The organism is Brucella sp. NBRC 14130 (genome assembly GCF_040371715.1).
Classification (GTDB): domain Bacteria; phylum Pseudomonadota; class Alphaproteobacteria; order Rhizobiales; family Rhizobiaceae; genus Brucella; species Brucella intermedia.
The window spans coordinates 317386-342985 of sequence record NZ_BAABTE010000003.1; the positions used below are offsets into that span (position 1 = coordinate 317386).

The window sequence follows — 25600 nt, forward strand, 5'->3', positions numbered from 1 at the left end:
CTGCGTTCGGGGAGCAGGTGTCATTGATCTAAATCAAAGACACGGGCTCAAACGCCTGAAAGCAGGGGAATGAGCCTTGTTCGATGCGCGCCGTGGTTCCGTTTGAGATGGCCGTCATCCGACGATGGTGCCCGGCACGATGATCGACGCGCTTAAGCCCCCTTGCGGGCGGTTTTGCAGCTGCAATTCGCCGCCCATACGCTCCACCGCCATTTTCACGATGGGAAGCCCAAGGCCGCTGCCGGTTTCATTGCGATTAGCGCCGCGGAAGAAACGCTCGGTCACGTGCGGCATTTCGCTTTCGGGAATGCCGGGCCCGTCATCCTCGACGACCAGCTTGAGCTTGTCGGCTGAGGCTTCAAGGCGGCAGCGCACGGTGCCGTTGCCGGGCGAGTGGTTGACGGCGTTTTCGATCAGGTTGCGCGCGGCAAGCGTGAAGAGGTGCGGGAAGGGCATCTGTACCAGCGGCATGTTGCCCGGCAGCTCGATGGAAACGCCGCGCTGCGCCGCAAGCATCCGCATGTCGGTGGACACCGCAACGAGAAGCTGGCACGCCGGTTCGCATGCCGGTGCTTCAATGTCGTCTCCGGTTTCGAGTGCGGCGAGGTCCAGAAGCTGATTAGTGAGACGGGTGGTGCGGTCGACCCCCGCTGCGATCTGGCGCACCGCATTGGCGCGCATTGTTTCGTCCTTTGCGCTTTCGGCAATCTGCGCCTGCGTCTTCAATCCGGCGAGCGGCGTCTTCAGTTCATGCGCGGCGAAGATCGCGAAATTGCGCTCACGCTCGCGCGCCTCCTCGACGCGTTGGAAAAGCCCGTTCAGCGCGGTGACGGCAGGCGCAATCTCTTTGGGCAGGTTGTGTTCGGGCAGTGGCCGCAAATCCTGCGCCTGGCGCTTTGAAAGCACGGATGCAAGACGGCTCAGCGGATCGAGGCCGCGCCGTACGCACAGCCAGATCATGAGCGCCAGAACGGGCAGCATCAACAGCGCGGGCAGCACAAGCCCGGTCACGACATTCTGCACCAGCCTTTCGCGAACGCTCAGGCTGTCGCCGACCATGACGCGCAGGCCGAGCTGGGTATTTTCCACCGCGAACACGCGCCAGCGGTCCCCCGCAACTTCCGTATCCGAAAAGCCGTTCGCGATATTGGTGAGCCGCACGCCGGGCGCGCTTTCGGAACGTCCCACGAGCTTGCCGTCGAGAGCCCATATCTGGCAGAAAAGCTGCCGGTCATAGAGCGGAAAATCGGGCATCGGCTTCAACGACAATTGCCCGCCATCTCCATCCGGGCCAACCGCGACCCGATGGTCCGTCAGAAGCGAGTTGACCATCCGCGCGGCTTCCATCAGGCGCGCATCGAGCACTTTTTCAAGCTGTGACTGGGTGCTGATATGGATCCACACGACCGCGAAAAGCCAGACGACGCAGGTGACGCCGATCAGGATGCCGGTAAGACGGCTGCGAATGGAATTCATGTCCTTGCTCCCGCCAGCCGATAGCCGACCCCGCGCACGGTTTCGATATAATCGGAGCCAAGCTTGGAGCGCAGATGGTGGATATGCACCTCCACCGCGTTGCTCTCCACTTCCTCCTGCCAGCCGTAAAGCGCTTCCTCCAGCGAGGATTTGGAGAAGGTGGCGGCGGGCCGCTCCATCAAGGTGCGCAGGATCGAGAATTCGCGCCGGGTCAGCCGCACGGGTTCGCCATGGAAGCGCACCGACATCTCCGCCGGGTCCAGTTCCACGCCGCGCCATTCAAGCAGGGCATTGGCGCGTCCTGCGCCGCGCCGGGCGACGGCGCGCACGCGGGCCGCAAGCTCATGCAGGTCGAAGGGTTTGCCGACATAATCGTCCGCACCGGCATCGAGCCCCGCAATGCGCTCGGGCACCTGATCGCGCGCGGTCAGCAGCAGAACCGGCGTCTCGTCGCGTCCGCGCCGCATGGATTTCAGAATGTCGAGGCCCGAGCCATCGGGCAGCATCAGGTCGAGCACCACCGCGTTATAGTTCTGCGCGGCAAGCGCGGCTTCCGCGTCGCAGCAGTTCGACACGGCATCCACGGTGAAACCGGCAAGCCCAAGCCCTACAGTCAGTCCGTCGAGAAGGATCGTGTCGTCTTCCACCACGAGTATGCGCATGAGTTCCTGTTTCTGCCTTTATTGATGTTTAACCCCGCACGGGCTTTTCCCTGCGCCAGCTTAAGGCTGCCTTAAGGTGGCGGGGACATTCGCCATTTGCAACATGATCAATTTGTCCGAATCGAATTATGCGGAAAATCGTAATGCGTCTCCTTGCGGGCCTAGCCAGCTTGTTCATCGGTTTGTTCCTCGCACTCGGCCCGGCCTCGGCGGCAAACCCGCTACCGGTCGATCAGGCATTCCGCCTGAGCGTATTGAAGGACACGGATGGCCAACTGGTACTTAACTGGCAGATCGCGGACGGTTATTATCTTTATCGTGACCATATAGCGGCGAAGGACGGGCAGGGAAATCCACTTGCCGTCGACACGCAGCCCGGGCAGCCCAAGGACGACCCGAATTTCGGGCGGCTTGAAGTCTATTACACCCACGCCACGGCAAGCGTGAAGGCGGGTACAGAGCCGCTGGAACTCACCTATCAGGGCTGTCAGGAAGACGGCATCTGCTACCGCCCGGAAACCAGGACGGTCGATCCGGTCACGCTCGCAATCTCGAGCGAGAAGGGCCAAAAGGCCAAGCTGCTGGCGCAGACGCCGACCTTCACACCGGCTGCGGTGCCAGCCGCTCCACCAAATGCGGCATTTGCCCTTGCACCCGAAAAGGGCATGGTCGAGGGGCTGCTGGATCGCGGCGGTGCCGGGCTGGTGATCGCGGCATTTCTGGCTTTCGGTGTGCTGCTTGCTTTCACCCCTTGCGTCTTTCCCATCTACCCCATCCTTGCCGGAACGCTGGCGCGTGAAGGTGAGAAGCTGACCGCAAAACGCGGCTTCGTGCTTTCCGCCACCTATGTCGTCAGCTTGGCGCTGGGTTTTGCCGTGGTCGGCGCAATCGCAGGCTGGTCGGGACAGAACCTGCAGATGGTGCTGCAATCGAAATGGACAGCACTCGTGCTGGCAGGATTATTCGTGCTGCTCGCGCTCTCCATGTTCGGCCTCTTCCAGATACAGCTTCCCAATTCATGGGTCAGCGCGATTTCGTCGCGGACTGGTCCCCACGGCCAGCAGCGGGCAGGCTCCAAGCGGTCGGCTGCCATTCTCGGCTTTTCGTCCGTGCTGATCGTCGGCCCTTGCGTTACGGCGCCGCTTGCAGGCGCGCTTATCTATATCGCGCAGACCGCCAATGTCGCGCTTGGCGCTTCCGCGCTCTTTGCGCTCGGCATCGGCAAGGGATTGCCGCTCATTGCCTTCGCCACGCTTGGCGCTGGCACGCTTCCGCGTGCAGGCGCATGGATGGAAACGGTAAAGCAGATATTCGGCTTCGGTTTTCTCGCGACCGCGATCTTCATGGCGGCTCCCCTTCTGCCGCCGGGTGTCGATATGGTGCTGTGGGCGCTCCTGCTTTTCGGGACCGCAAGTTTCGCATTCCTCAAAATTCCGGGGCGCAGCGTTGTCGCCCGCACCATAGGCACGGCGGCATTCGTCTACGGCGTCATTTTGATGATCGGCGTGGCGTCGGGCGGAAAAGACCCGTTGCAACCGCTGGCCGCATTCGGTAACCGTGGCGGCAACCAGAATCTGGCCGCGCTGCAATTTGCGCCGGTCGAGACTGTTTCTTCCCTTCAGGAGAAACTTGGCGAGGCGCGCGGCGACAAGCCGACGCTTGTCTATTTCACGGCGGACTGGTGCGTAAGCTGTTCCACCGTGGAGCGCCGGGTTTTGCCCGACGCTGGCGTGAAGAAGGCGCTGGAAGGTTACCAGCTTGTCAAGGCGGATATTTCCGAGCTCACAGCGGGCAATGCCGACCTGATGGCAAAGCTCGGCGTGGCCGGGCCGCCGACGATGATCTTCTTCAATCGCATCAGCAAGGAACCGGAGGGAACCAGACTGGTGGGCGATGTCACGACCGCTTCCATCGAACGTTCGGTCGGTCTTGTGAGCGCTGACTAGAGCATTTCCAGCAAAAGTGCGAAGCGGTTTTGCGTCGGACAATGCGTAGAATAAAGACGGGGCATTTCCAGCAAAAGTGCGAAGCGGTTTTGCGTTGGATAATGCGTAAAGACAAAGAGATAGAGCATTTCCAATAGTTCTGGAGAATGCTCCGGCGACAAAGGATGTAAGGATTTCAAGATGGCCCGGGGGCAAGAGAATTGACTGTATCGATTGACAAACAGAACGCGCGGAAATCACTGCTGCGGATGGCCGTGGTTGTCTGCCTGCCTTTTGTTGCCGCGGCATGCACGACCGCATCTGCGGAGCGGCCCATCGCCGTCACCATGCCGCAGCCGGTGGCCTTCAGGCCCGAGCCTGTTGCAGCCGAACCCGTGAGGCAGCCTGCGCCGGAAATGCAGACGGCGAAGAGTGAATATGAGACCATGTATGGCGCGGTGAACGACCGCGGCAATCTCATTCCCGCACTTGATGTCAGTAAGATCGCGGATCGCAATCTGCGTCGGGAAGTCGACTATGCCACGAACGAGCCGGTGGGCACGATCGTGGTTGATCCCTATGCGCGCTATCTCTATCTCGTGCAGCCGGGCGGCAAGGCAATCCGTTATTCGGTGGGGGTCGGTCGCGCTGGTCTGACTTTCTCAGGCGATGCCAAGGTTGCCTACAAGTCGCAATGGCCGCGCTGGACGCCGACTGCCAACATGATCAAGCGCAATCCGGAGCATTACGCAAAATACGCCAATGGTCTGGAGGGTGGCATCCGCAACCCGCTCGGTGCCCGTGCGCTCTATCTCTATCGCGATGGCAAGGACACGCTTTACCGCATTCACGGCACCAACGAGCCATGGTCCGTCGGCAAGGCTGCGTCGTCCGGCTGCATCCGCCTCTACAATCAGGACATACTCGATCTCTACAAGCGCGCCAGCGCCGGTGCGCGTGTCGTGGTGTTGGATAAATCCCAGTCTGAAGCAAAGTCGGGCAAAGGAGCAAGCTCATGATGAATCGTCGTCAGATACTGGCCGCAACGGCGGCGGGCGCCGCAACGATAGCGATTTCGGGTGGCGAGAGCCTCGCCCAGCGTGTTCCGACGGTTGCGGAAGTACTCTACGACAAGGAAATCCCGGTTCTGGGCAATCCTAACGGCAATGTCACCATTGTCGAATATTTCGATTACCAGTGCCCTTACTGCAAGAAGGGGCATGCCGAACTGATGCGCGTGGTCAGGAATGACGGCAATGTGCGCCTTGTCATGAAGGACTGGATCATCTTCGGCGACACGTCCGCCTATGCCGCGCGCCTCGTTCTGGCGGCGGAAAAATCCGGCAACTATGTAAAGGCGATGGAAGCGTTGATGGCGACGCCCGGTCGCCTTACGCCGGAACAGGTGGATGCGGCGCTGAAAAAGGGCGGACTCGATCCGGCGAAGCTCAATGCGGCCTATAAGGCTGATTCCAAGCGCATCAATGCCGTTCTTGAGCGCAATATGGATCAGGGCGAAGCCTTCAATTTCGGTGGCACGCCTTCCTTCGTCATCGGCACCAAGCTCTATGGCGGAGTGATGAAGGAGCCGGAGCTGATCGAGGCGATCAAGGAAGCGCGAAAGTCTTGAACGGATACCGATGATGAAAGGGCGGAGTTGAAAGCTCCGCCCTTTCTCGTTCAAAACGGATAATGCTGCGGGCCTTCGATGGTGATCCAGCGCAGGTCGGTAAATTCGTTGATGACGGCCTTTCCGCCGAAACGGCCATAGCCGGAAGATTTCACGCCGCCGAAGGGCATCTGCGCTTCGTCTGCGACCGTCGGGCCATTGATGTGGCAGATGCCGGTCGCAAGCTTTTTCGAAAGCGCCAGCGCCCGTTTCACATCCTGGCTGAAGATCGCGGATGAAAGGCCATATTCGGTGTCGTTGGCCACACGGATCGCCTCATCGGCATCCCTGACGCGGATGATGGGTTTCACCGGCCCGAAGGATTCCTGCGTATAAATGTTCATGTCGGGCGTCACGTGATCGATGATCGTCGCCTCGACGATGGAGCCTTCGCGCTTGCCGCCCGCCAGAACCTTGCCGCCTTTCGACACGGCATCCTGGATGAGCGCATCCATGCGCTCGGCGGATTTGAGATCGACCAGCGAACCGAGCACGACATTGCCGCGCGGATCACCGGCGGGAAGGGATTTTGCCTTGGCGGCAAGTTTTTGCGCAAAGGCATCCGCCACCTTCTCATGCACGATAAAGCGTTCCGTGGACATGCAGATCTGGCCCTGATTCATGAAAGCGCCAAAAGCTGCCGCATCGACCGCCTGATCGAGATCGGCATCCTCCAGCACGATGAAGGGCGCCTTGCCCCCCAGTTCCAGCAGCACGGGCTTGAGATGCTCCGCGGCCTGTTTGGCGATGATCTTGCCGACATGGGTGGAGCCGGTGAAGTTGATGCGGCGGATGGACGGATGGGCAACAAGGGCGGCGACGATTTCCGGCGCGTCCTCGGGCGCATTGGAAATCACATTGACCACACCGGCGGGGAAGCCAGCATCGTTGAGTGTCTTGACGATCAGGTGATGAACGCCGGGGCAGGATTCGGACGACCGCAGGATAACCGTGTTGCCGCAGGCAAGGGCGGCTGCAACGGCGCGCACGCCCAGAATGACCGGCGCATTCCAGGGCGCCATGCCAAGCACCACGCCAACCGGCTGGCGCACCGCCATGGAAACGATGCCGGGCTTGTCCGAAGGGATGATCTCGCCCGTAATCTGCGTGGTGAGCGCTGCGGCTTCGCGCAGCACACCGGCGCCGAGATGGACATTGAAGCCCGACCAAGGCGCGGTTGCGCCGGTTTCTTCCAACATGAGGCGGATGAATTCATCGGCGCGGCTTTCCATCAGGTCAGCCGCCTTGTTCAGCAGTGCACGACGCTCGCCCGGCCCGGTTTCCGACCAGCTTTCAAAGGCTTTCGCGGCAGATTCCGCAACCGCATCGACATCGGCAAGGCTGGCCGCCGGCGCTGTGGTGGCGACCTTTCCGGTGACGGGGTCCTTGCGGTCGAATGTCTTGCCGGAAGCGGATGGTGTTTCCTTGCCATCGATGATGAAGCCGATTGTCGTCATGGTCTTCTCCCTGTTTACCTTTCATATCATGGTATAAAAGCTGGAAGCTTGCATGTTCCTTATTTGTGAACAGACTGTGCAACGGCGCCGTTTCGAATTTGAAAGCAAGCAGCGGAGTGCAGCTTCGACGCGGTGGCATTAGCCTTCCTTCATGCTCATATTGAAGGAGTACGGACATGAACCTTATGACCATGAAGACCCACGACCCCGATGAAAGCCGCTGGCAGAAGGTGCTCGACCGCGACAAGGCGTCGGACGGGGCATTTGTCTATGCTGTGCGCACCACAGGCGTCTATTGCCGCCCGTCCTGCCCGTCGCGGCGCGGAAAGCGCGAGAACGTGCAGTTCTTCGACGGTTGCGAGGATGCCGAACGCGCCGGTTTCCGGCCATGCATGCGCTGCAAGCCGCATCTGTCCGAAACGCTCGCGACGCAGAACAGCACCCGCTATGCCGAGATGGTGGCCTCTGCCTGCCGTTTCATCGAAACGGCGGAAGAAGTGCCATCCCTTGAAGAAATAGCGGCTTCGGTAAAGGCAAGCCCGGCCCATTTTCATCGCATATTCAAGGAGTTCACGGGACTGACCCCGAAAGCCTATGCGGATGCGCATCGCGCGAGGAAGATGCGGGCGGCGCTTGATGCGCCGGAAATCCGCGTAACCGACGCCATCTATGATGCCGGTTACAATTCCAGCAGCCGGTTCTATGAGGCTTCGGATGGGATTTTGGGAATGACTCCAAAGGCTTACAAGCAGGGCGGCAAGAATGCGGATATCCGTTTTGCCATCGGCCAGTCGACGCTGGGCGCGGTGCTGGTGGCGGCAAGCGACAAGGGCGTCTGCGCCATTTTGATGGGCGACGACCCGGAAGAACTGATCCGTGACCTGGAAAAGCGTTTTCCGCAGGCCAATCTCATCGGTGCGGACCGCGATTTCGAGGATATGGTCGCCGAGGTGGTCGGTTTCGTCGAAGCGCCGCGCATCGGGCTCGACCTGCCGCTTGATCTGCAGGGAACCGCGTTCCAGCAACGCGTCTGGCAGGCTTTGCGAGAAATTCCTGTCGGTAAAACAGTAAGTTATACAGAAATTGCCGAGCGCATCGGCGCACCGAAATCGGTCCGTGCGGTGGCGCAGGCCTGCGCGGCCAACAAGATCGCGGTCGCGGTTCCGTGCCACCGCGTGGTGCGCAACGATGGCGGCCTTTCCGGCTATCGCTGGGGTGTCGAGCGCAAGCGCGATCTCCTGAAGCGGGAGGGTCAGGCATGAACAAAAATGAACCCACGCAGGGCCAGAATATTCCCGCCTATGACTGGCAAAAAATCGGCGCCGAACTCGACCAGTTCGGGGCCACAATTCTCGAAAACATAATTTCGCCACAGGATTGCCACGAGATTGCCGCAGGTTATCACACCTTGGCCGCATTTCGAACGGTGATTTCGATGCGAAAACACGGTTTTGGGCGCGGAGAATACAAATATTACGCAAATCCCATTCCTGCCTTAATTTGGAATCTGCGCCAGAAGCTCTATTTTCAGTTGGCTCCCATCGCCAATCGGTGGAGCGAAAGACTGGGATCGGATGTCCGGTTTCCGCCCACCCATGATGCCTTCCTGGAGCGGTGCCACGCGGCAGGGCAGACGCGCCCGACACCCCTCATCCTGCAATATGTCGAGGGCGACTATAATTGCCTGCATCAGGATATTTACGGCGATATCGCCTTTCCGTTGCAGGTGGCGATTTTGCTGTCCGAGCCGGAGAAGGATTTTACGGGCGGCGAATTCGTCCTGACCGAACAGCGCCCGCGCATGCAGAGCCGGGCCGAGGTTGTGCCGCTCCGGCAGGGCGACGGCGTGGTCTTCGCGGTCAATGACCGTCCGATGCAGGGGACGCGCGGCGATTATCGCGTCAAGATGCGGCACGGCGTCAGCCGCATCCGTTCCGGCAAGCGGCATACGCTGGGCATAATCTTTCACGATTCCAGATAGAGGTTGAAACCGGCGTTTCGATCGCCTTTGATCGCGGCTGGAGCGTGATTCCGAAAAGTGTGAACCGGTTTTCGGATAAAAACATGCTCAAACAAAAAGTTTGGAGCGGGATAATGGTTCAACCTGAAAACATCACGCTCTAAGCGATCAAAGGAGTCGGATATGAGCGTGACCATCTACGGTATCAAGAACTGCGACACCATGAAGAAGGCGCGCACCTGGCTTGAAGACCATGGCATCGACTACGCGTTCCACGATTACAAGAAGGAAGGGCTGGACGGCGAAACGCTCGACCGCTTTCTGAAAAGCGTTCCGTGGGAGCAGCTGCTCAACCGCGCCGGAACGACATTTCGCAAACTGCCGGAGGAAGAACGCCAGAACGTCGACGCGGGCAGGGCGCGGGCACTGATGCTGGCGCAGCCTTCCATGGTCAAGCGCCCGGTTCTCGACAGGGATGGAAAGCTGACGGTCGGTTTCAAGCCGGACCAGTACGAAAACTTCTTCAAGCCTTGAGGCGGGAAAATGCTGCCATAGATAGCTGCCGGTAAGCAGATGGAGAAATCGATGCGGCAGCGCGCGAAGAAGGTCGTTCAGCAATGGTCTGCGAGCTGGCGCGATTCCCTGATCGCTTCCTTTGCAGGCGGCGTCGCATGGCTGATCTGCCAGCTGCTTCTGGACCAGCCGAAACCGGTTTTCGCCATGGTGACGGCGGTGATCTGTCTGGCGCCGAACCTGCCCAACCACGGCAAGCAGGCGATCGGCGTGGTCGTCGGCGTCACGACGGGCGTGCTGGTCGGGGAGCTTTCGCTGCTTTTGCCCGAAACTGTTCCGGTCTTCCACACCAGCATCGTGACTTTCGTTGCCATGGTGCTGGCAACCTCTTTCGGCATGGCGCCTGCAATCGCCATCCAGTCGGGCGTTTCGGCGATTCTGGTTCTCGCAATGGGGCCGCAGGTCGCAGGCGTGACGCGACTGGTCGATGTTCTGGTCGGCGCGGGCGTGGGCTTGCTGTTCAGCCAGATCTTGATGACACCGAGCCCGTTGCTTCTGATCGACAAGGCCGCTCGCGGCCTGCTCGACCGGCTGGCAAAGGGCCTGAAACAATCGGCCGTGGCGCTGCAAAAGCAGGACCCGGTGCGGGCGCAAAGTGCGATCAACCAGTTTACCTCGGCCCACCGGGCGGTGATCGCATTGGGCGACGGCATCGCACTGGCCCGCAGCAATGCGCGCTGGTCGCTGCGCGGGCGGCTGGTGGCGCGCGAGGTCACGGAAATGGCGGGCCGTTATGATCGGCGCGGCATCCGTCTTTACGCATCGGCGCTGCTGTTCGGTGAAGCGCTGGGCAATGCGCTGCGCAAGAAGGAGGCGCCGCCGCCGCCATGGTTGATGGAAGCCTTGCAGGTAGTCATTGCCAATTGCGAGCTGGAGGAAGGGGAGGAGCCGCGCCGGATTCCGTCCATGCCGAAGGATATTCCGTTCGGCTGGCGCGATTGCGCGCACCGCCTGTCGTCGGTTCAGGACACCCTTCTGCACTTCCTGCATTCGGATATTCCCGACAGCGTTCCGGTGCCTGCGCAGCGGCAAAAGGATGAAGCCGCGGCCTGAAGATTTTCAGAAATGCAGCCGCACCTGATGTGCCAGTTCGTCAGCCGCCTGCCGTGCGAGCAGGGGATGGCTTTGCCAGTCGTCAACAGCCGCGCCCCGATAGGCCGCCTGCGCGAGCGCAAGGGCTGCGGCGGTTTCGGGGGAAACAAGGGGCAGCGCCCATTCGGCGGCGGCGTCCTTCGGCACGAATGTTCCGGTTTCGAGCGTGTACCACATCCGCGCCAGCGTCAGCAGGACATTGCGCTCGTCGCCTGCAAGGTTGCCGATAAGGGCGGGCAGGGCATCGGCAATCGCCCGTCGCACATCTCCATGCGGCACGGATGGCAGAAGATGCTCACGCGTGGGCCCCACAAGGCTTATTGCTTCTTGGCCGGCTTGCGCGAGCACCAGTGTATATTCGGGGTCGTTATGGGCCTGCGGCACGATCCCGGCCTCGAATTCGTCACGCAGCCATTCTCCATAGATGAAGGCGCACCGCGCAGGATAGCTAGAAGCGGCGAGGTCCTGCCGCAGAAAGATCATCACCTCCAGGCATCGGGGCATTCCGGGGGCGACCGGGTGCCGGCCCGATATCTGCATCAGCCGGTCAACGAGAAGCGCGCTGGTTTCAGGTGCCGGATTCCGGTCGCAGACCGCCAGCAGGTCAACGTCGCTGTTGGGGCGAAGGCCGCCATTCACGGCGGAGCCATGCAGATATAGGGCCTGTAAGGATGACCCCAGGCATTCCTGCAGGACGGTCAGGGCCTTTGCCGCTTCTTCGGGGATTGCTGCGTGATTTCTATCCATCCGGCGTTGATACTGTTCCCGGCGGACATATACAACGCTGCTGGCGACAGAAGACCCTGCTTCTCACGCCGCCGCAACTTCCCGCCGTTCTAGAATGCGGTCGATCAATCCCCATTCGAGACCCGCTTCCGCAGTCATGAAATTATCGCGGTCAAGCGCGCGTTCCACCTCTTCATAGGTGCGGCCGCAATGTTCGGCGTAAAGACGCGTCATCAGCCGCTTGGTTCGCTGGGCTTCCTCGGCATGGATGAAAATGTCCGATGCCTGCCCCTGAAAGCCGCCGGAAGGCTGGTGAACAAGCAGGTTCGCATTGGGAAGGGCGGCGCGATGGCCGGGCTCCCCCGCCATCAGCAGGAAGGAACCCATGGAACGGGCCGTCCCCATGCAGAGCGTGTGCACCGGCGCGCGGACATAGCGCATGGTGTCATAGATCGCGAGGCCGCTGGTCACGACGCCGCCCGGCGAGTTGATATAGAGATTGATCGGCTGTTTGGAATTTTCCGCTTCCAGAAACAGCAATTGCGCGCAGATCAGCGCGGATACGGTGTCGTTCACTTCGCCATTGAGAAAGATGATCCGCTCGCGCAGCAGGCGCGAATAGATATCGAAAGACCTTTCGCCGCGGCTCGACTGTTCAACGACCATAGGGACGAGTTGCATCGTTTCGCGCATGGCGAACTCCTCTCTTCCAAAATCAGAATGTAGATGCTTCAGGCTGCGCGCATGGCCGGCATCCGGTTGCTGTTGGCGGCAACCGGTGCGGCATGTTTCACCCGCGCGTCGTTCAATTCGTGGATGACGCGCAGACAGGTGCCGCCGGAAATGCCCGGCACGATGCGGAACGTCACCATGCTTTCCAGAAAGGGCGGTTCGTTTTCCCGCACCCGGTAGCTGATCTCCTCGCCGGGCTTGCAGGACGCAGGTTCCGGGTCGGCCAGTGCCTCGGATGGAAGCCAGTTTTGGCGAAATTCCGGAATGCTGATCGCGCGCCAGACTTTCTGGGGTGCGGCATCCAGCTCATATTCCAGCTCTATCGCTTTTTCGCGGTGTTCTTCCTGCCGGTCGGTCATTGGTCCATATCCTTCAGCAAGGTTTTGAGAGCATCGATACGTTCCGGCCAGTAGGCGCGGTATTTGGCAAGCCAGTTGGCGATGAGGGTCAGTCCGTTCGGATCGACTTCATAATTGACGAAGCGCCCCTCACGTTCCTCACGCACCAGTCCCGCGCCGCGCAACACCGCCAGATGCTGCGACATGGCGGGCTGGCTGATCTCCATCCCTTCCCGCAACGCACTGGCATTCATGCTGCCGGATGCCAGCTTCTCGAAGATCATCCGGCGGGTCGGATCGGCAAGCGCCCTGAAAACATCGTTGAATATATCGTTCTCATTCATGCCGTCACATAAGCACGCACTTATGCGATTCGCAAGAGAAACTTTTCGCTCGCTCAAAACGGGGGGAATGTCAGGCAAGTTTGTTCACCGGCACCCAACCGAAAAATCCATTGGGGGCGCTGCACCAAGCCCATCCATGCGTTTCTTCGATAACGTGGAGGATGGTCCCTTTGTTGCAGGTCAGTTCCATCGCCGAGTAGTCGCGCAGAGTGATGACCGTATCATCCTTGACCATGATGCTGTTATCGGGAATCCACCCCGCACGGCCATCCGCTCCCACAGCCCACAGCCACCGGTAGCCGTCCCAGATTTCGGCCTTTCCGGTCAGGGATACCGTCTGGCCTCATGTGAAGGCGATGGGATCATCGTATGGTGCGACGTGATCTTCCAGCAGACGTCTGGGAACCGCCTTGTCTGGCATCGATCAATCCGCCGAATGAAACTGCATGGTGAAGACATTCCCGCCGATACCCTCTGCCAGCGAGGGCGCAAGTTTCAGCGGCGTGCATTTTTCAACCGCGTCGATAGCAGCGTTCACGAATGCCTTTTTCGCCTTGTCATCCCCCTGAACGTTGATCGCGCTGGGGCGGGGCGGCCCCATCAGGCTGCCGTTGCGCTTGAAGCTGAAGCTGAGGGTCACGGCTGAATTCTTGCTGCCCGCAGGCGCGGTCCAGCAAGCGTTCAGCGCGCTGCCCACATCATCCATGGTCTTCAGTTCCTGTGCCTGGACGGCTCCTGCGGTGGCGAACGTCACGGTCGCCCACAGACAGAATTTCGACCCGTTCATCCTGATCCTCCATCAAGAGAGTGCAATAGATCTATTGTAGTTCTGCTCCGGCAGAGTTCAAATCCAACTCTGTCGTCGGGTTTCGGAGATCGGGAGCGGCTTCAGCGTCAATCCGTGTGATCGATCCGATCAGAAAAATTCAATTGTCCTTGGATGAATGAAGCTTATTTTGCCGCCAATGACCGAGACCTCCCTGCAAATGACCAAGCCAGCATCTTCACACCATCGCACCGCCGTTCGCTATGCTTTCGGCGGTTTTCTTGCCATGGCTGCCGCCATGGGGATCGGGCGTTTCATCTATACGCCGATCCTGCCCGGGATGATGGCCGATATCGGCTTCACTGCCGCCGATGCGGGGTTCATCGCGTCGGCAAACTATATCGGCTATCTGCTGGGGGCGGTCGTGGCCGGTTATGGCTGGTCCGCGGGCATCGAACGGGCAAGCGTGATCGCGGGCCTGATAATCAGCGGTTTGCTCTGCGCCGCCATGGCGCTTTTTGACGGCGTCTGGCTGTTTTCCATCATCCGCTTTGCGGCCGGTTTCATAAGCGCGGTGACGATGATCCTGTGCACGGCAATCGTGCTCAGTCATGTTACGGCGGCGGAAAGGGCCGGGCTTGGAGCCCTGCATTTCGGCGGCGTCGGCAGTGGCATTGCGCTTTCTGCCGTTCTGGTGGCGCTGATCCGCCTTGCCGGGCTCGACTGGCGGGCCGACTGGATCGGCGCTGCCGTTCTCACCATTGTGATGGCCGTTCTGGTCGCGGCTTTCGTCCGGGAAGGTCCGGTCGGCGGAAACAGCGGCACGCGCGAACCGGCGCTCCCCAAAAGCCTCGCCTTCAACGCGCTGGCATTGGCCTATGGCATCTTCGGCTTCGGTTATGTGATCACGGCCACATTCCTCATTGCAATCGTGCGCGCGACCGATGGCGGTCCGCTGATGGAAGCGGCTGTGTGGGTGGTGACCGGCCTGATGGCAGCGCCCTCCATCTGGCTGTGGGCTCCCGCCGCCCGTAAATTCGGCCTCTTCAACGCATTTGCCCTGACGGCCACCCTTGAGGCGGTGGGCGTCGCGGCAAGCGTGGTTCTGGCGCCGCCACTCGGTCCATTGGTGGGCGGTGCGCTTCTGGGCATGACCTTCATGGCATTGACGGCGTTTGGATTGCAGATTGCCCGCACGCTCGCACCGTCTTCACCGAAACGCGCTCTGGCTCGGATGACCGTGTGCTTCAGCATCGGCCAGATCGTCGGACCGCTGGTGGCAGGTTTCATGGCGCAGCGCTCCGGTTCGTTCACGTCGGCAAGTCTGGCCGCAGCGCTCTCGCTGGTGGTCGTCGCGGTGCTTGGCATCGTGGCGGGACGCGCCGCCCGGACAGCGGGTTGAAAACCTTACAGGAATTTAACTGGTAAACGCACAAGGACCGGCTTCTTATGAGGATAATTCCTCAGGAGTTGGATGTAACCCGGTGTTTGTGTCGTTTTTCCCCCGTCCGAAACTGTTCTTCTGGTCCGTCGTAATCTGGTGCCTGTTGGCGATAATCGGCTGGTACGAGGGAGGTGAACGGCTGGGCGCAGTGTTCGGCCTGCCGCCGCTGGCGCCCGACGCCGCGCCGATTATCGGCGCAAGCATCTTCTGGTCGGCGCCGTTTCTCTGGTTCTATATCTATTTCGCGGTGATGATATTCGCCTTCTATCTGTTCTGGGCGTGGTTTTCACCGCATCCCTGGCAGCGCTGGTCGATACTCGGATCGGCGCTGATCCTGTTCACCACCTATTTCGGCGTGCAGGTCAGCGTGGCGGTCAATGCCTGGTATGGGCCGTTCTACGACATGATACAGAAGGCGCTGACAACACCCGGCGCCGTCAGCGCGGCCGATTTCTACTGGGGGCTGGTCACTTTTGCCAAGATTGCCTTTATTGGCGTCACGGTCAGCGTTTTGAGCCTCTTCTTCGTCAGCCATTATATCTTCCGATGGCGCACGGCGATGAATGACTATTACGTCAGGTACTGGCCGAAACTGCGTTCCATCGAAGGCGCTGCACAGCGTGTGCAGGAAGATACGATGCGCTTTTCAACGACGCTGGAACAGCTCGGTGTCAATCTGGTGAAAGCTATTCTGACGCTGATCGCCTTTCTGCCGGTCCTGTTCAGCTTTTCCGAGAAAATCACCGAGTTGCCGGTTATCGGTACAATACCGCATGCGCTTGTATGGGCGGCTGTTTTCTGGGCTGCCTTCGGGACCGGTCTGCTGGCGCTGGTCGGCATCAAGCTGCCGGGACTGGAGTTTAACAACCAGCGCGTGGAAGCGGCTTACCGCAAGGAACTCGTCTATGGTGAAGATCATGACGATCGCGCCGGGCCAGTGACAATGGCCGAATTGTTCCGCAACGTCCGGCACAATTATTTCCGGCTCTATTTCCACTATGTCTATTTCAACGTGGCCCGCATTTTCTATCTACAGGCCGACAATATTTTCGCGACCCTGATCCTCATACCGTCCATCGTGGCTGGAAAGCTGACGCTCGGCCTGATGAACCAGATCATCAATGTATTTTCGCAGGTACAGGAATCGTTCCAGTATCTCGTCAAATCGTGGACGACGATCATCGAGTTGCTGTCGATCTACAAGCGACTGAGGGCGTTCGAGGCGACTATCCATGACGAGCCGCTGCCATCGGCGGATCGCGGAGATCTGGAAACGGTGCCTTCGGCCTGAAGTCAGGATCTGTTCTGGCCCGCGTGGACCGTTTCCTTGTCGAGACTGTCCAGATAATCGCCATAGGTCGTGCATTTGACATCCGGCCTGGTGCAGACTTCCGCCACCAGCCGTTCCATGGCGCGCCAGTAGGCGCCGTCATTCATCAGCACGAAATGAAAGCCGAGCTGAAGCGGAATGCGCTCGCCCGCACATTGCTTGTCGAACGCCGCCCGGAAAGCCTTGTAGGCCCGTTCCTCGAAAGCTGACGATTGCTGCGGGGCTTCCTTGCCCTTCGAGTGGCGGACATAGAGATTGTAGTCCATCGCCACGATGGGGCGCTGCGACGGACCTTCCGGGATAAGCGGCAATCCGAATGAGGCGAACTGACCGGCGAGGATCGGCGCTTCCGGGCCGCGGGTGACGGACGATGCCTGATAGCGAAAGCCGTTTGCCTTGAGCGCGTCCTGCACCGGCTTCGACGCAGCGAGATAGGGCGCGCGGAAGCCGTTTATGCCCTTCAGCGCGAGGTCGCGCCAGCCTTCCGGCTCGCCGTCGATGCCGTTATTCCTGTAGGCGTCGGCGGTGATGCGGCGAAATTCCCTGATCTCCTTGTCCCAGTCGGCGGTCGACCAGTCGGTGCCGTCGAAATGGCCGCAGCCATGGCTGGCAATCTCGTTTCCCTCCAGATGCGCCTGCCAGATATTGCCAAGACGCGCGACGACTTCATCGCGGCTGAGCGCAAAGCCGACATTGGACGAACCCGCCCGCTTGTGCGGCGGCTGGTAATCGCGCCGGTCCTGTCTGGTCATCAGGAAGACGCAGGACAGGAAATAGGTGAAGTGGGCGTTGTTCTTCTTCGCCAGTTCGCGCGAGCGGGTCCACAGCGCATTGTCATGGGCACCGTCGAAGGAGATCAGCACATATTGCGGCTTTGCGGGCACCGGTTCCGCCTGCGCGGCGCAGGTGGAAAGAGCAAGGGCTGAAAGCAGAAATGGGCGGGGGGACAGAAAGCGCATGGACCACTAAACGAGGGGGAGGGGAAACAGTTCCGGAAATTCCGTGGCTAGTTCTTGAATAAGGCGATTGTCGGACCGGAATGCACTTTGTAACGCATGTGTTGGCTTATTTCGCATACGGGTCTTACATCTGGCGCGAATTCCGACTAAAAGCGCCAGAACGCATAAATATCGAACATCAATTTGGCTTTAGTGGCAGGTCCATGGCAGACGACAGTTTCATTCGCGAGGTAAACGAGGAAATCCGTTCGGAACGGGCAAAGCAGGTCTGGCGGAATTTCGGTCCGCTGGTGATCGGCGCCGCCGTGGCCATCGTTCTGGGGACGGCTGGCTGGGTCGGCTATCAGCACTGGACCGACAGCAAGGCTTCCGCTTCCGGCGACAAGTTCCTGGCCGCGCTGGATCTCACCTCGGAAGGCAAGAACGACGAGGCGCTCGCTGCACTCGCCGATCTGGAAAAGACCGGCTACGGCTCCTATCCGGTGCTGGCGCGTCTTCGCGCCGCATCGGTCATCGCCGACAAGGGTGATGCCGCCGGTGCCGTGAAGGCGTTCGACGACGTTGCTGCCGACAATGCCGTGCCTGCGCCGCTGCGCGATGTCGCGCGTCTGCGCGCCGGTTATCTGCTGGTCGACAGCGGTTCCTATGACGATGTGGCCAAGCGCGTGGAAACGCTTTCCGCAGACGGCAATCCGATGCGCTCCAGCGCGCGGGAAGCCCTGGGCCTGGCCGCATGGAAGGCCGAACGTTTCGACGACGCGGTCAAGCTGTTCCAGCAGATCGCCAATGACAGTCTGGCCCCGGCCAATATCCGCCAGCGGTCCAACACGATGCTCGATCTGATGCGCAGCGCAGGCGTCAAGGTGCCTGACGCGCAAAGCACATAAATTCGCAAGTTTTGGAGTTATCTTCTTCCATGGGTTTTACAGTCGCCATCGTCGGGCGTCCCAATGTCGGCAAGTCCACGCTGTTCAATCGCCTCGTCGGCCGCAAGCTGGCGCTGGTCGATGACCTGCCGGGCGTCACGCGCGACCGGCGCATCCACGATGCCAAGCTCTACGATCTGAAGTTTCAGGTTATCGATACGGCGGGTCTTGAAGAAGCTGCCAATGACAGCCTGGAAGCGCGGATGCGCGCCCAGACCGAAGCTGCCATTCAGGAAGCCGACGTCATCCTGTTCGTCATCGATGCCAAGAACGGCCTGACGCCGACCGACAGCACCTTTGCCGAAGTGGTGCGCCGTTCCGGCAAGCCGGTCGTGCTGGTGGCCAACAAGGCGGAAGCGCGCGGCGCGCAATCCGGCATGTATGATGCTTTCCAGCTTGGCCTCGGCGAACCATGCCCGATCTCCGCCGAGCACGGTCAGGGCATGCCCGACCTGCGCGACGCGATTGTCGAGCTTCTGGGCGAAGAGCGCGTCTTTGCCGAAGAGAAGGAAGAGGAAGCCGAGGACGAGGTTTTCACGCCGAAGGTTGTCGGTGAACTGATCGGCGACGACATCGAAGACCCGGATGAAGAAGAAATCCCGGCCTATGATGCGACCAAGCCGATGCGCATCGCCATCGTCGGACGCCCGAATGCCGGCAAGTCCACGCTCATCAACACCATGCTGGGCGAAGACCGCCTGCTGACCGGACCGGAAGCAGGCATTACGCGTGACTCGATCTCGGTCGATTGGGAATGGCGTGACCGCAAGATCAAGCTGTTTGATACGGCTGGCCTGCGCCGCAAGTCGCGCGTGCAGGAAAAGCTTGAAAAGCTGTCGGTTGCCGACGGCCTGCGCGCGATCCGTTTTGCGGAAGTGGTGATCATCGTGCTCGATGCGACGATCCCGTTCGAGAAGCAGGATCTGCAGATCGCCGATCTCATCATCCGTGAGGGCCGTGCGCCGATCATCGCATTCAACAAATGGGATTTGATCGAAGACCGCCAGATGGTTCTTGCCGATCTTTACGAAAAGACGGCCCGCCTGCTGCCGCAGGTGCGTGGACTTCGCGCCGTGCCGATTTCCGGCGAGCGCGGGCAGGGCATCGACAAGCTCATGGAGAATGTCGTCAAGACCCACGAAATCTGGAACCGCCGTGTTTCGACCGGGCGTCTCAACCGCTGGCTGGCAGGTGTCATCGCGCATCAGCCGCCGCCGGCAGTTTCTGGCCGCCGCCTCAAGGTCAAGTATATGACGCAGGTAAAGACCCGTCCGCCGGGCTTCGTCGTGTCCTGCTCGCGCCCCGATGCGATGCCGCAATCCTATGTGCGCTATCTCATCAACGGCCTGCGCGAAACCTTCGACATGCCGGGTGTGCCGATCAGGCTTTCCTTGCGTACCTCGGACAATCCGTTCGCAGGCCGCGCCAAAAAGAAGAAGTAAAAAAAGCCCGGAGTGATCCGGGCTTTTTTATCTAGGCTCAGGACTTCGGTAACGGGGCCGTTCCAGTCAAGCAAAAAGTGACGACCGCAGCCGCGCCGTCATGGTGCCATTGCGGTAAATAATCCCGACAGATCCCCTTTCGCCGCTGCCTGACTTGCTTTGCCCTTCGTTTGAGGTCCGCCCGGGCTCATGCTTCGGTCCGTGGTCAGCGCGATAGCTGCCAACATGATGCTGGTCCAGTGCGGTAATTCCGATGTGCCCATCTCATTGGCGTGCTCGGCAGAGGCCGGCGACAGTCCTGACCACGGCATCATCGGAACCGCGTCCCGGTTGGGACCTCGAAGGTCTGCGGTCAGGCAGACGTCAACGATATGGTTCTGATGTGAAGGCTCAGGCCGACTTGGTGAGCAATCGGTCTGAAGAGAATTCGGTGCCATCCGTCCACATCCGGTGAAGGATGGTACCGATGCGCCTTGCCAAAGCCACCATCGCACGCTTTGCACCTCGGCGTTTGGCGACTTGTGCGGCCCAGCTTCTCAGCCATGTCGAGCGACCCCGATGTATCATAACGGTAGCCGCCTGACACAAGGCTCTTCGCAGATTGGCGTCGCCAGCTCGCGTAATACCGCCGATCACGTCGCGCTCACCGGACTGGTTGCGCGAAGGTGTAAGGCCGACCCATGGACCCACCTTCTTGGACGATGAGAACCGCGCGGGATCATCGACCGCGGATCGGAAAGTTAAGGCGACGACCGCCCCGATGCCAGGCATCGTCATCAATAGCCGGCACACCGCGTCGTCCTTCGCAAGCAGACGGACCTGACGTTCGAGTCCCGCCAGTTCATGGCGAAGGCTGGTGCGCGCGCGTAACATCGGTCCGGACGCTGCTTGCAACATGGAATTGCCTTCCACCAACTGTTTGATCCTGGCGTCGAACTGGCCGCGCGAGATGGCGCCGACCTTCAGGCCGAAGTTTCTCAGCAATCCGCGCAATGACAGTTCCAGCGCGATCATGCCTTGTTGGATCGCCTTGCGGGCAGACAGAAGTGCACGAACTTCCTGTGCCGACACGGATTTACAATGTACGGGCCTGAACCAGCCCAGATGAAGCAGTCGGGCAATCCCTTCCGCGTCGCGCCGATCCGTTTTGATCGGCATTGCCTTCAGAGCACCCTTCACCTGTCGGGTTTCCATCAGAACAACTTCCAGCCGGGCATCGGCCAAACCGCGATGCAGCCACTGGGACAGCGGCCCGGCTTCAAGCCCTATGATAGCGACCGATCCCTCCAGGGTGTTTGCAAAATCCACGATCGATTGGGGATCACTGAGAACCTGCGCTTCTTTTACGATCTTGCCGTGCTCATTGATTACACAGACCGCAGTCTTCGCCAGTGATACATCCAGTCCTATGAACAGCTTCATCCCATATTCCTCCGATTGAGACCGATACGGGAACAACGACAGCTTGCTGCGGGCAATTTCAAGATGCGTCAGCCGGTGGCGTGGCGCAGGCCCCGTTACAGCATCTCGTTAAATCAAAACCAGAAGATAACGGCAGCGGCGATGCATATTGCTGAGAAGAAAGTATGCGCACATCGGTCGTAGCGCGTCGCGATGCGCCGCCAGTCCTTGAGTTTGGCGAAGAGGTTCTCGACCTTGTGACGCTTCTTGTAGAGCGCCTTGTCGTAGGAATATGGAACCTTTCTGCTGCGGCTTGAGGGGATGCAGGGCTCGATGCCCTTTGCCTGCAAGGCTTCCCGGAAGGACTTGCTGTCATAGCCCCTGTCGGCAATCAGCGTTTTTGCAGCAGGCAATACATTCAGCATCAGACGAGCGCCTTTATGGTCGCTCATCTGGCCTTCGCTGAGCAGCATGATGATCGGGCGTCCCTCGCCATCGCAGACAGTGTGCAGCTTGGAGTTCAGCCCGCCTTTGGTTCGCCCGATACGACGGGGAACATCCCCTTTTTTAGCAGGCTCGCGGCCGTGCGATGCGCTTTCAGATGTGTGGCGTCGATCATGATGCGTTCGGGATTGGGACCTTCGCCGGCCAGCGCCGCGAAGATGCGGTCGAACACGCCGAGCCGGCTCCAGCGAATGAAGCGGTTATAGAGGGTCTTGTGCGGCCCGTAATCCTTTGGCGCATCCTTCCATTGCAGACCATGCTTGATGACGTAGACGATGCCGCTGACGACACGGCGATCATCCACGCGTGGAACACCGTGGGCCAAGGGAAAATGCGGCTCGATCCGAGCCATCTGGCGCTCGCTCAGCAGAAACAAATCACTCATCACGGTCTCCTTCTAGAAACCGTGAATCACATCTCAACTCAAATTAATAGGTCCTGAGCCTAGAGCATTTCCTGTTTTTCATGAATCGTTGGAGATGCTCTATCTGTTTGTTTTATCGCGCATCTTATTCGATCGAAGCAGGATCAGAAATCAGTCCAGTGGACTGATTTCCCTGCGTAGGCGTTTCACACTTTTCGGGATGCGCTATCTGTTTGTTTTATCGCATGTCTTTGACCCGAAACCGGTTCCCGCTTTCGGGAGACATGCTCTAGTCTGCGCCAAATCCACACTTTCGGGTTGAGCTTGGCTGCGACGGCTGCTAATCCGCCCGCTCCCCGATTTCCTCCAAAAAAGGTGCAGTGATGACGAAGGCTGACCAGAGCCCATTTGACGGCGTGACATTGGGCATCGATTTTGGCACGACCAACACGGTTCTTTCCGTTGCCGCAGCCGATGGCACGACGGCGGTTCTCAGTGTGCCGAAGGATGGGGTTGATATCACCGGCTACCGTTCGGTTCTCTGCTTCTGGCAGGATCGTGAAACCGGCGAGCGCACCGTCGAAAGCGGGCCATGGGCGATGGACGTATTCGTCAACGCGCCGCACTCCACGCGCATGCTGCAATCGTTCAAGACATTCGCGGCATCGAAGTCCTTCACCGACACGCCGGTTTTCGGCAAGCGCTTCAAGTTCGAGGATATTCTGACCACTTTCCTCGAAACGGTTGCCGCACGGCTGGGCGACCGCCTGCCGCCAAAGGGCAATCGCGTGGTCATCGGCAGGCCGGTGATCTTTGCAGGCGCTTCGCCCGATGAAGCGCTGGCCATGCAGCGCTATGAAAAGGCGTTCCGGGCGTTCGGCTTCACCGACATTCATTATGTCTATGAGCCTGTCGCCGCCGCTTATTTTTATGCGCAGGAACTGACGGCCGCGTCCACCGTTCTGGTGGCCGACTTTGGCGGCGGCACCAGCGACTTTTCCATTGTGCGGTTCGACGTGGACAGGCAAGGCCTGAGTTTCACGCCGCTCAGCCAGACGGGTGTCGGTATTGCAGGCGATACGTTCGATTACCGCATCATCGACAATGCCGTGTCGCCGCTGCTTGGAAAAGGGACGGAATATCAGTCCTTCGGCAAGAGGCTGACTGTGCCGAACCATTATTATGCAAATTTTGCCCGCTGGAACACGCTGTTTCTGATGAACTCTCCGGCCACCATCCGCGATCTGGACGAACTGGCCCGGCAAGCGGTTGACCCGAAGCCACTCGAACATTTCATCAACCTGATCGAGAACGATTATGGCTACGAAATCTATCGCGCCGTATCGGACCTGAAAGTGCGGCTTTCATCGCAGCGCATATCGGAACTGCACTTCAAGGCGGATGATTTTGAAATCCGTTCCGACATTACCCGCAACGATTTCGAAAACTGGATCGCTGACGATGTGCGCCAGATCGAAAACTCGGTGCAGCAGGCGGTCGAGAAAGCGGAGCTGGAAACCTCGTCTATCGACCGGGTTTTCCTCACCGGCGGCACGTCTTTCGTGCCGGTCATCCGCACCGTGTTTGAAAGCCGCTTTCCCGATGCCGAGGTGACAAGCTCGAACCAGTTCGATTCCATTGCCAACGGCCTCGCACTGATCGGGCAGAGTGCGGATATCGAACGCTGGTCTGTGAAGAGCTAGAGCATGTCTCCCGAAAATGGGAACCGGTTCCGGGAGACATGCTTAAAGAGAAACGATAGAGCATTTCCAGTGATTCAGTGAAAACAGGAAATGCTAGAGGCAATCTGGAAGGCTAGCGATGGGTCACTGGCCGTCAGGGCAGAATTTCTATCGGCGTTCCGGTCGGAACCCTGGCCCATATGTCACGCATCTCCGCATCGGTGACGGCAATGCAGCCATCGGTCCAGTCCCAGAGCCGGTGTGCCGATTTCAGCCAGCCCCAGCCATTCGGCAGGCTGTGGATCATGATATTGCCGCCCGGGGCATGTCCGGCAGCCGCTGCGGCCTGTTTGTCGTTTTCGTTGGGATAGGAAATATGCAGGCTCAGATGCGCCATTGAGCGCGGGTTGCGCCAGTCGATGACGTAATGCCCTTCCGGCGTCTTTTCATCGCCTTCGCGCTGTTTGTGACCGCCATCGCCGTTGCTGCCGAGCGATATTTGATAAGTGGCGATTGTCTTCCCGTCGCGCAACAGGGTCATCTGGCGGTCAGCCTTTTCAACCCTGATTGCATCGGCCTGTTGTTCGGACGGGGCGGCAAGCGGAGGTTCGGCCAGGCTTATCTTGGCCATGACCTTCGTATAGCCGAATAATGCGATGGCGATGAGCACCACGGCGAAGAGGGTTTTCTTGAACATGGTGCTCGCTTTGAACAGGTCAGTATCTGCCCGCTTTTCACAGATGATTGGGGCTTTCACAAGTCGAACATGGTCTGTGAAGTCATTGCATAACTCAAGGAGCAGTTGCCGTATCGGCAAAGCAGGCGGCAATTTCCTTGTTGGCACCAAGCTTTTCAGCCCATTTGACCAGATCGGGCATCTCGTCTCTTTCAGCCATCCCGCCCCAGACGTCCTTCAGTTTGGGCGATTTACCGGAAAGATCGAAGAAGAAATAGCCGGGATCAGCCACCGGAACATCCGCATAGACAACAGACCAGTTGCCATGTTGCATGAAGCTCTCGATGCTGACGGAAGCTGGTTTGACTTTCTTGCCGAGACTTTGTGCGATGAGCGACCTGTAGTCTGTTTTCTGCTGTTTGGTGAGCGTGGTCGTCACGCCATCACAGGCGGATTTGGCAAAGGCACTCCCTGCCGGAAGAGCCAACGCAACAGCAAGCAGAACTGCGGCACAGGCAGGCGAAAAGCGTGTGTTCATCATTCCCCTCAGAAAAAAGCCAGCGTGATAATTCCGATTTTCAAGCGTCTCCATAAATTCCCTCCTCGAACCGACTCGACCCATCGCGGTCGCGCTCATAGCCATGCATGTCCGGGAAAGGCGGCAGCCAGTTTTCGCGGCGGATGGTCCAGAGTTCATAGGTCGGCTTGAACTGATCCGGCGCATCGAGCGAACCGAGGTTGATTTCGATCTCATCGCCGCTGTGGCCGAAAACGGACGACCCGCAGCGCGGGCAAAAATGCCGTCCCGCATAGTCGCCGGTTTCTCCCTCGACCGTAACCGCAGTCTCGGGAAATATCGCCGAGGCATGAAACAGCGCGCCATGATGCTTGCGACAATCAAGGCAATGGCAGATGCCGACCCGGTACGGCTGTCCCGCCGCTTCGAAGCGTACATTGCCGCACAGGCAGCCGCCCGTGACCTTATCCATGATGCACCTCCTCACCGTAGCTGTCCGCAATCTGTAAAGCGGAATTCGCTTAAACCCCGCATTAACCATATTCGTTCATGGTTAACGCGCTGCTGATAATGACTGTATTCGCCAGAGCTGCAAGCGTGTCCCCAACCCACAGGACAAGGTTAATACTCCGTTA

Annotated in this window: 27 protein-coding genes; 12 read left to right on the forward strand and 15 right to left on the reverse strand. The window is 59.4% G+C overall.

The features are described from left to right. Nucleotides 1–114: 114 nt before the first annotated feature. Nucleotides 115–1476, reverse strand: coding sequence for an ATP-binding protein (locus ABWW28_RS07600; protein WP_112670526.1), 1362 nt, complete (start codon nucleotides 1474–1476; stop codon nucleotides 115–117). Further along, entirely contained in the window at nucleotides 1473–2138 is a 666-nt protein-coding gene (locus tag ABWW28_RS07605; RefSeq protein WP_021586193.1) for a response regulator, read from the reverse strand. The genes ABWW28_RS07600 and ABWW28_RS07605 overlap by 4 nt, the downstream gene beginning before the upstream one ends. A 143-nt stretch (nucleotides 2139–2281) precedes the next feature. Between ABWW28_RS07605 and dsbD the strand changes: the two genes are divergently transcribed. From dsbD to ABWW28_RS07620, 3 genes are all read left to right on the forward strand, one after another. After that, nucleotides 2282–4084 (forward strand): protein-disulfide reductase DsbD, encoded by a 1803-nt coding sequence (dsbD, locus tag ABWW28_RS07610; protein ID WP_112670524.1) that lies wholly within the window; start codon nucleotides 2282–2284, stop codon nucleotides 4082–4084. A 248-nt stretch (nucleotides 4085–4332) separates the two neighbouring features. Then, nucleotides 4333–5082 carry a L,D-transpeptidase gene (locus ABWW28_RS07615; protein ID WP_112670520.1) on the forward strand — a complete coding sequence of 250 codons (750 nt, stop codon included), beginning with the start codon at nucleotides 4333–4335 and terminating at the stop codon, nucleotides 5080–5082. Continuing rightward, on the forward strand, nucleotides 5079–5693 hold the full coding sequence (locus tag ABWW28_RS07620; RefSeq protein ID WP_006466131.1) for a DsbA family protein: 615 nt from the start codon (nucleotides 5079–5081) through the stop codon (nucleotides 5691–5693). The genes ABWW28_RS07615 and ABWW28_RS07620 overlap by 4 nt, the downstream gene beginning before the upstream one ends. A gap of 50 nt (nucleotides 5694–5743) precedes the next feature. Here the strand turns inward: ABWW28_RS07620 and ABWW28_RS07625 are convergent, their stop codons facing one another. Then, nucleotides 5744–7189: an aldehyde dehydrogenase gene (locus ABWW28_RS07625; protein WP_112670518.1), complete on the reverse strand. Its 1446-nt coding sequence runs from the start codon at nucleotides 7187–7189 to the stop codon at nucleotides 5744–5746. Between the two features lie 176 nt (nucleotides 7190–7365). Between ABWW28_RS07625 and ada the strand changes: the two genes are divergently transcribed. The 4 genes from ada (at nucleotide 7366) to ABWW28_RS07645 (ending at nucleotide 10775) form a co-directional block, all read left to right on the forward strand. Further along, complete coding sequence (gene ada / locus ABWW28_RS07630) at nucleotides 7366–8451, forward strand: bifunctional DNA-binding transcriptional regulator/O6-methylguanine-DNA methyltransferase Ada (RefSeq protein WP_021586187.1); 1086 nt, start codon at nucleotides 7366–7368, stop codon at nucleotides 8449–8451. Then, nucleotides 8448–9170 carry a 2OG-Fe(II) oxygenase gene (locus ABWW28_RS07635; RefSeq protein WP_112670516.1) on the forward strand — a complete coding sequence of 241 codons (723 nt, stop codon included), beginning with the start codon at nucleotides 8448–8450 and terminating at the stop codon, nucleotides 9168–9170. The genes ada and ABWW28_RS07635 overlap by 4 nt, the downstream gene beginning before the upstream one ends. A gap of 162 nt (nucleotides 9171–9332) precedes the next feature. Further along, nucleotides 9333–9683 carry an ArsC family reductase gene (locus ABWW28_RS07640; RefSeq protein ID WP_113476362.1) on the forward strand — a complete coding sequence of 117 codons (351 nt, stop codon included), beginning with the start codon at nucleotides 9333–9335 and terminating at the stop codon, nucleotides 9681–9683. Between the two features lie 51 nt (nucleotides 9684–9734). Then, nucleotides 9735–10775 carry an FUSC family protein gene (locus ABWW28_RS07645; protein ID WP_353390651.1) on the forward strand — a complete coding sequence of 347 codons (1041 nt, stop codon included), beginning with the start codon at nucleotides 9735–9737 and terminating at the stop codon, nucleotides 10773–10775. Nucleotides 10776–10781: 6 nt separating this feature from the next. On the opposite strand, the gene ant(9)-Ic is transcribed toward ABWW28_RS07645, so the two are convergent. From ant(9)-Ic to tolA, 6 genes are all read right to left on the reverse strand, one after another. After that, a complete protein-coding gene (gene ant(9)-Ic, locus ABWW28_RS07650) occupies nucleotides 10782–11561 on the reverse strand; it encodes an aminoglycoside nucleotidyltransferase ANT(9)-Ic (RefSeq protein WP_183514180.1) in 780 nt (259 codons plus the stop codon). A gap of 63 nt (nucleotides 11562–11624) precedes the next feature. Next, nucleotides 11625–12233 (reverse strand): ATP-dependent Clp protease proteolytic subunit, encoded by a 609-nt coding sequence (locus tag ABWW28_RS07655; protein WP_006472915.1) that lies wholly within the window; start codon nucleotides 12231–12233, stop codon nucleotides 11625–11627. Between the two features lie 38 nt (nucleotides 12234–12271). Then, on the reverse strand, nucleotides 12272–12631 hold the full coding sequence (locus ABWW28_RS07660) for an SRPBCC family protein (RefSeq protein WP_113464483.1): 360 nt from the start codon (nucleotides 12629–12631) through the stop codon (nucleotides 12272–12274). After that, nucleotides 12628–12954: an ArsR/SmtB family transcription factor gene (locus ABWW28_RS07665; protein WP_021586180.1), complete on the reverse strand. Its 327-nt coding sequence runs from the start codon at nucleotides 12952–12954 to the stop codon at nucleotides 12628–12630. Before ABWW28_RS07665 ends, ABWW28_RS07660 begins: the two co-directional genes overlap by 4 nt. A gap of 70 nt (nucleotides 12955–13024) precedes the next feature. Continuing rightward, a complete protein-coding gene (locus ABWW28_RS07670) occupies nucleotides 13025–13189 on the reverse strand; it encodes an SH3 domain-containing protein (protein ID WP_313372645.1) in 165 nt (54 codons plus the stop codon). A gap of 189 nt (nucleotides 13190–13378) precedes the next feature. Next, a complete protein-coding gene (gene tolA, locus ABWW28_RS07675) occupies nucleotides 13379–13741 on the reverse strand; it encodes a cell envelope integrity protein TolA (protein ID WP_100648134.1) in 363 nt (120 codons plus the stop codon). Nucleotides 13742–13940: 199 nt separating this feature from the next. Between tolA and ABWW28_RS07680 the strand changes: the two genes are divergently transcribed. Together ABWW28_RS07680 and sbmA are read left to right on the forward strand one after the other, a co-directional pair. Then, nucleotides 13941–15122, forward strand: a complete 1182-nt coding sequence (locus ABWW28_RS07680; RefSeq protein ID WP_353390786.1) for a YbfB/YjiJ family MFS transporter — start codon at nucleotides 13941–13943, stop codon at nucleotides 15120–15122. A gap of 82 nt (nucleotides 15123–15204) precedes the next feature. Continuing rightward, the gene (gene sbmA / locus ABWW28_RS07685) at nucleotides 15205–16455 is read left to right on the forward strand and encodes a peptide antibiotic transporter SbmA (protein ID WP_006466143.1); all 1251 of its coding nucleotides are present in this window, start codon (nucleotides 15205–15207) and stop codon (nucleotides 16453–16455) included. A gap of 2 nt (nucleotides 16456–16457) precedes the next feature. Here sbmA and ABWW28_RS07690 read toward each other — a convergent pair whose 3' ends face one another. Further along, on the reverse strand, nucleotides 16458–17453 hold the full coding sequence (locus ABWW28_RS07690) for a polysaccharide deacetylase family protein (RefSeq protein ID WP_353390655.1): 996 nt from the start codon (nucleotides 17451–17453) through the stop codon (nucleotides 16458–16460). 203 nt (nucleotides 17454–17656) lie between these two features. On the opposite strand from ABWW28_RS07690, the gene ABWW28_RS07695 reads away from it, so the two are divergent. Together ABWW28_RS07695 and der are read left to right on the forward strand one after the other, a co-directional pair. Then, entirely contained in the window at nucleotides 17657–18340 is a 684-nt protein-coding gene (locus tag ABWW28_RS07695; RefSeq protein WP_353390657.1) for a tetratricopeptide repeat protein, read from the forward strand. A 29-nt stretch (nucleotides 18341–18369) separates the two neighbouring features. Continuing rightward, nucleotides 18370–19821, forward strand: a complete 1452-nt coding sequence (gene der / locus ABWW28_RS07700; RefSeq protein WP_353390659.1) for a ribosome biogenesis GTPase Der — start codon at nucleotides 18370–18372, stop codon at nucleotides 19819–19821. Between the two features lie 390 nt (nucleotides 19822–20211). Here der and ABWW28_RS07705 read toward each other — a convergent pair whose 3' ends face one another. After that, nucleotides 20212–21243, reverse strand: coding sequence for an IS110 family RNA-guided transposase (locus ABWW28_RS07705; protein ID WP_100649055.1), 1032 nt, complete (start codon nucleotides 21241–21243; stop codon nucleotides 20212–20214). A gap of 113 nt (nucleotides 21244–21356) precedes the next feature. Further along, a protein-coding gene (locus ABWW28_RS07710; RefSeq protein WP_353390660.1) for an IS5 family transposase occupies nucleotides 21357–22111 on the reverse strand; the annotation gives its coding sequence in 2 pieces (ribosomal slippage) (nucleotides 21357–21778 and nucleotides 21778–22111; 756 coding nt in all). A 362-nt stretch (nucleotides 22112–22473) separates the two neighbouring features. Here ABWW28_RS07710 and ABWW28_RS07715 point away from each other — a divergent pair. Continuing rightward, a complete protein-coding gene (locus ABWW28_RS07715; RefSeq protein ID WP_353390662.1) occupies nucleotides 22474–23793 on the forward strand; it encodes an Hsp70 family protein in 1320 nt (439 codons plus the stop codon). A gap of 133 nt (nucleotides 23794–23926) precedes the next feature. Here ABWW28_RS07715 and ABWW28_RS07720 read toward each other — a convergent pair whose 3' ends face one another. From ABWW28_RS07720 to ABWW28_RS07730, 3 genes are all read right to left on the reverse strand, one after another. Beyond that, complete coding sequence (locus tag ABWW28_RS07720; protein ID WP_353390664.1) at nucleotides 23927–24469, reverse strand: L,D-transpeptidase family protein; 543 nt, start codon at nucleotides 24467–24469, stop codon at nucleotides 23927–23929. A 94-nt stretch (nucleotides 24470–24563) separates the two neighbouring features. Next, nucleotides 24564–24986, reverse strand: coding sequence for a hypothetical protein (locus tag ABWW28_RS07725; protein ID WP_025089694.1), 423 nt, complete (start codon nucleotides 24984–24986; stop codon nucleotides 24564–24566). 40 nt (nucleotides 24987–25026) lie between these two features. Then, entirely contained in the window at nucleotides 25027–25437 is a 411-nt protein-coding gene (locus ABWW28_RS07730; protein ID WP_025089693.1) for a GFA family protein, read from the reverse strand. Nucleotides 25438–25600: the final 163 nt, after the last annotated feature.

Bases quoted from the DNA above. Each gene is read 5' to 3' on its own strand.
- ABWW28_RS07600 (WP_112670526.1), bottom strand. From the start codon at position 1,476: ATGAATTCCATTCGCAGCCGTCTTACCGGCATCCTGATCGGCGTCACC.
- ABWW28_RS07605 (WP_021586193.1), bottom strand. From the start codon at position 2,138: ATGCGCATACTCGTGGTGGAAGACGACACGATCCTTCTCGACGGACTG.
- dsbD (WP_112670524.1), top strand. From the start codon at position 2,282: ATGCGTCTCCTTGCGGGCCTAGCCAGCTTGTTCATCGGTTTGTTCCTC.
- ABWW28_RS07615 (WP_112670520.1), top strand. From the start codon at position 4,333: ATGGCCGTGGTTGTCTGCCTGCCTTTTGTTGCCGCGGCATGCACGACC.
- ABWW28_RS07620 (WP_006466131.1), top strand. From the start codon at position 5,079: ATGATGAATCGTCGTCAGATACTGGCCGCAACGGCGGCGGGCGCCGCA.
- ABWW28_RS07625 (WP_112670518.1), bottom strand. From the start codon at position 7,189: ATGACGACAATCGGCTTCATCATCGATGGCAAGGAAACACCATCCGCT.
- ada (WP_021586187.1), top strand. From the start codon at position 7,366: ATGAACCTTATGACCATGAAGACCCACGACCCCGATGAAAGCCGCTGG.
- ABWW28_RS07635 (WP_112670516.1), top strand. From the start codon at position 8,448: ATGAACAAAAATGAACCCACGCAGGGCCAGAATATTCCCGCCTATGAC.
- ABWW28_RS07640 (WP_113476362.1), top strand. From the start codon at position 9,333: ATGAGCGTGACCATCTACGGTATCAAGAACTGCGACACCATGAAGAAG.
- ABWW28_RS07645 (WP_353390651.1), top strand. From the start codon at position 9,735: ATGCGGCAGCGCGCGAAGAAGGTCGTTCAGCAATGGTCTGCGAGCTGG.
- ABWW28_RS07655 (WP_006472915.1), bottom strand. From the start codon at position 12,233: ATGCGCGAAACGATGCAACTCGTCCCTATGGTCGTTGAACAGTCGAGC.
- ABWW28_RS07660 (WP_113464483.1), bottom strand. From the start codon at position 12,631: ATGACCGACCGGCAGGAAGAACACCGCGAAAAAGCGATAGAGCTGGAA.
- ABWW28_RS07665 (WP_021586180.1), bottom strand. From the start codon at position 12,954: ATGAATGAGAACGATATATTCAACGATGTTTTCAGGGCGCTTGCCGAT.
- ABWW28_RS07670 (WP_313372645.1), bottom strand. From the start codon at position 13,189: ATGGTCAAGGATGATACGGTCATCACTCTGCGCGACTACTCGGCGATG.
- tolA (WP_100648134.1), bottom strand. From the start codon at position 13,741: ATGAACGGGTCGAAATTCTGTCTGTGGGCGACCGTGACGTTCGCCACC.
- ABWW28_RS07680 (WP_353390786.1), top strand. From the start codon at position 13,941: ATGACCAAGCCAGCATCTTCACACCATCGCACCGCCGTTCGCTATGCT.
- ABWW28_RS07690 (WP_353390655.1), bottom strand. From the start codon at position 17,453: ATGCGCTTTCTGTCCCCCCGCCCATTTCTGCTTTCAGCCCTTGCTCTT.
- ABWW28_RS07695 (WP_353390657.1), top strand. From the start codon at position 17,657: ATGGCAGACGACAGTTTCATTCGCGAGGTAAACGAGGAAATCCGTTCG.
- der (WP_353390659.1), top strand. From the start codon at position 18,370: ATGGGTTTTACAGTCGCCATCGTCGGGCGTCCCAATGTCGGCAAGTCC.
- ABWW28_RS07705 (WP_100649055.1), bottom strand. From the start codon at position 21,243: ATGAAGCTGTTCATAGGACTGGATGTATCACTGGCGAAGACTGCGGTC.
- ABWW28_RS07715 (WP_353390662.1), top strand. From the start codon at position 22,474: ATGACGAAGGCTGACCAGAGCCCATTTGACGGCGTGACATTGGGCATC.
- ABWW28_RS07720 (WP_353390664.1), bottom strand. From the start codon at position 24,469: ATGTTCAAGAAAACCCTCTTCGCCGTGGTGCTCATCGCCATCGCATTA.
- ABWW28_RS07725 (WP_025089694.1), bottom strand. From the start codon at position 24,986: ATGAACACACGCTTTTCGCCTGCCTGTGCCGCAGTTCTGCTTGCTGTT.
- ABWW28_RS07730 (WP_025089693.1), bottom strand. From the start codon at position 25,437: ATGGATAAGGTCACGGGCGGCTGCCTGTGCGGCAATGTACGCTTCGAA.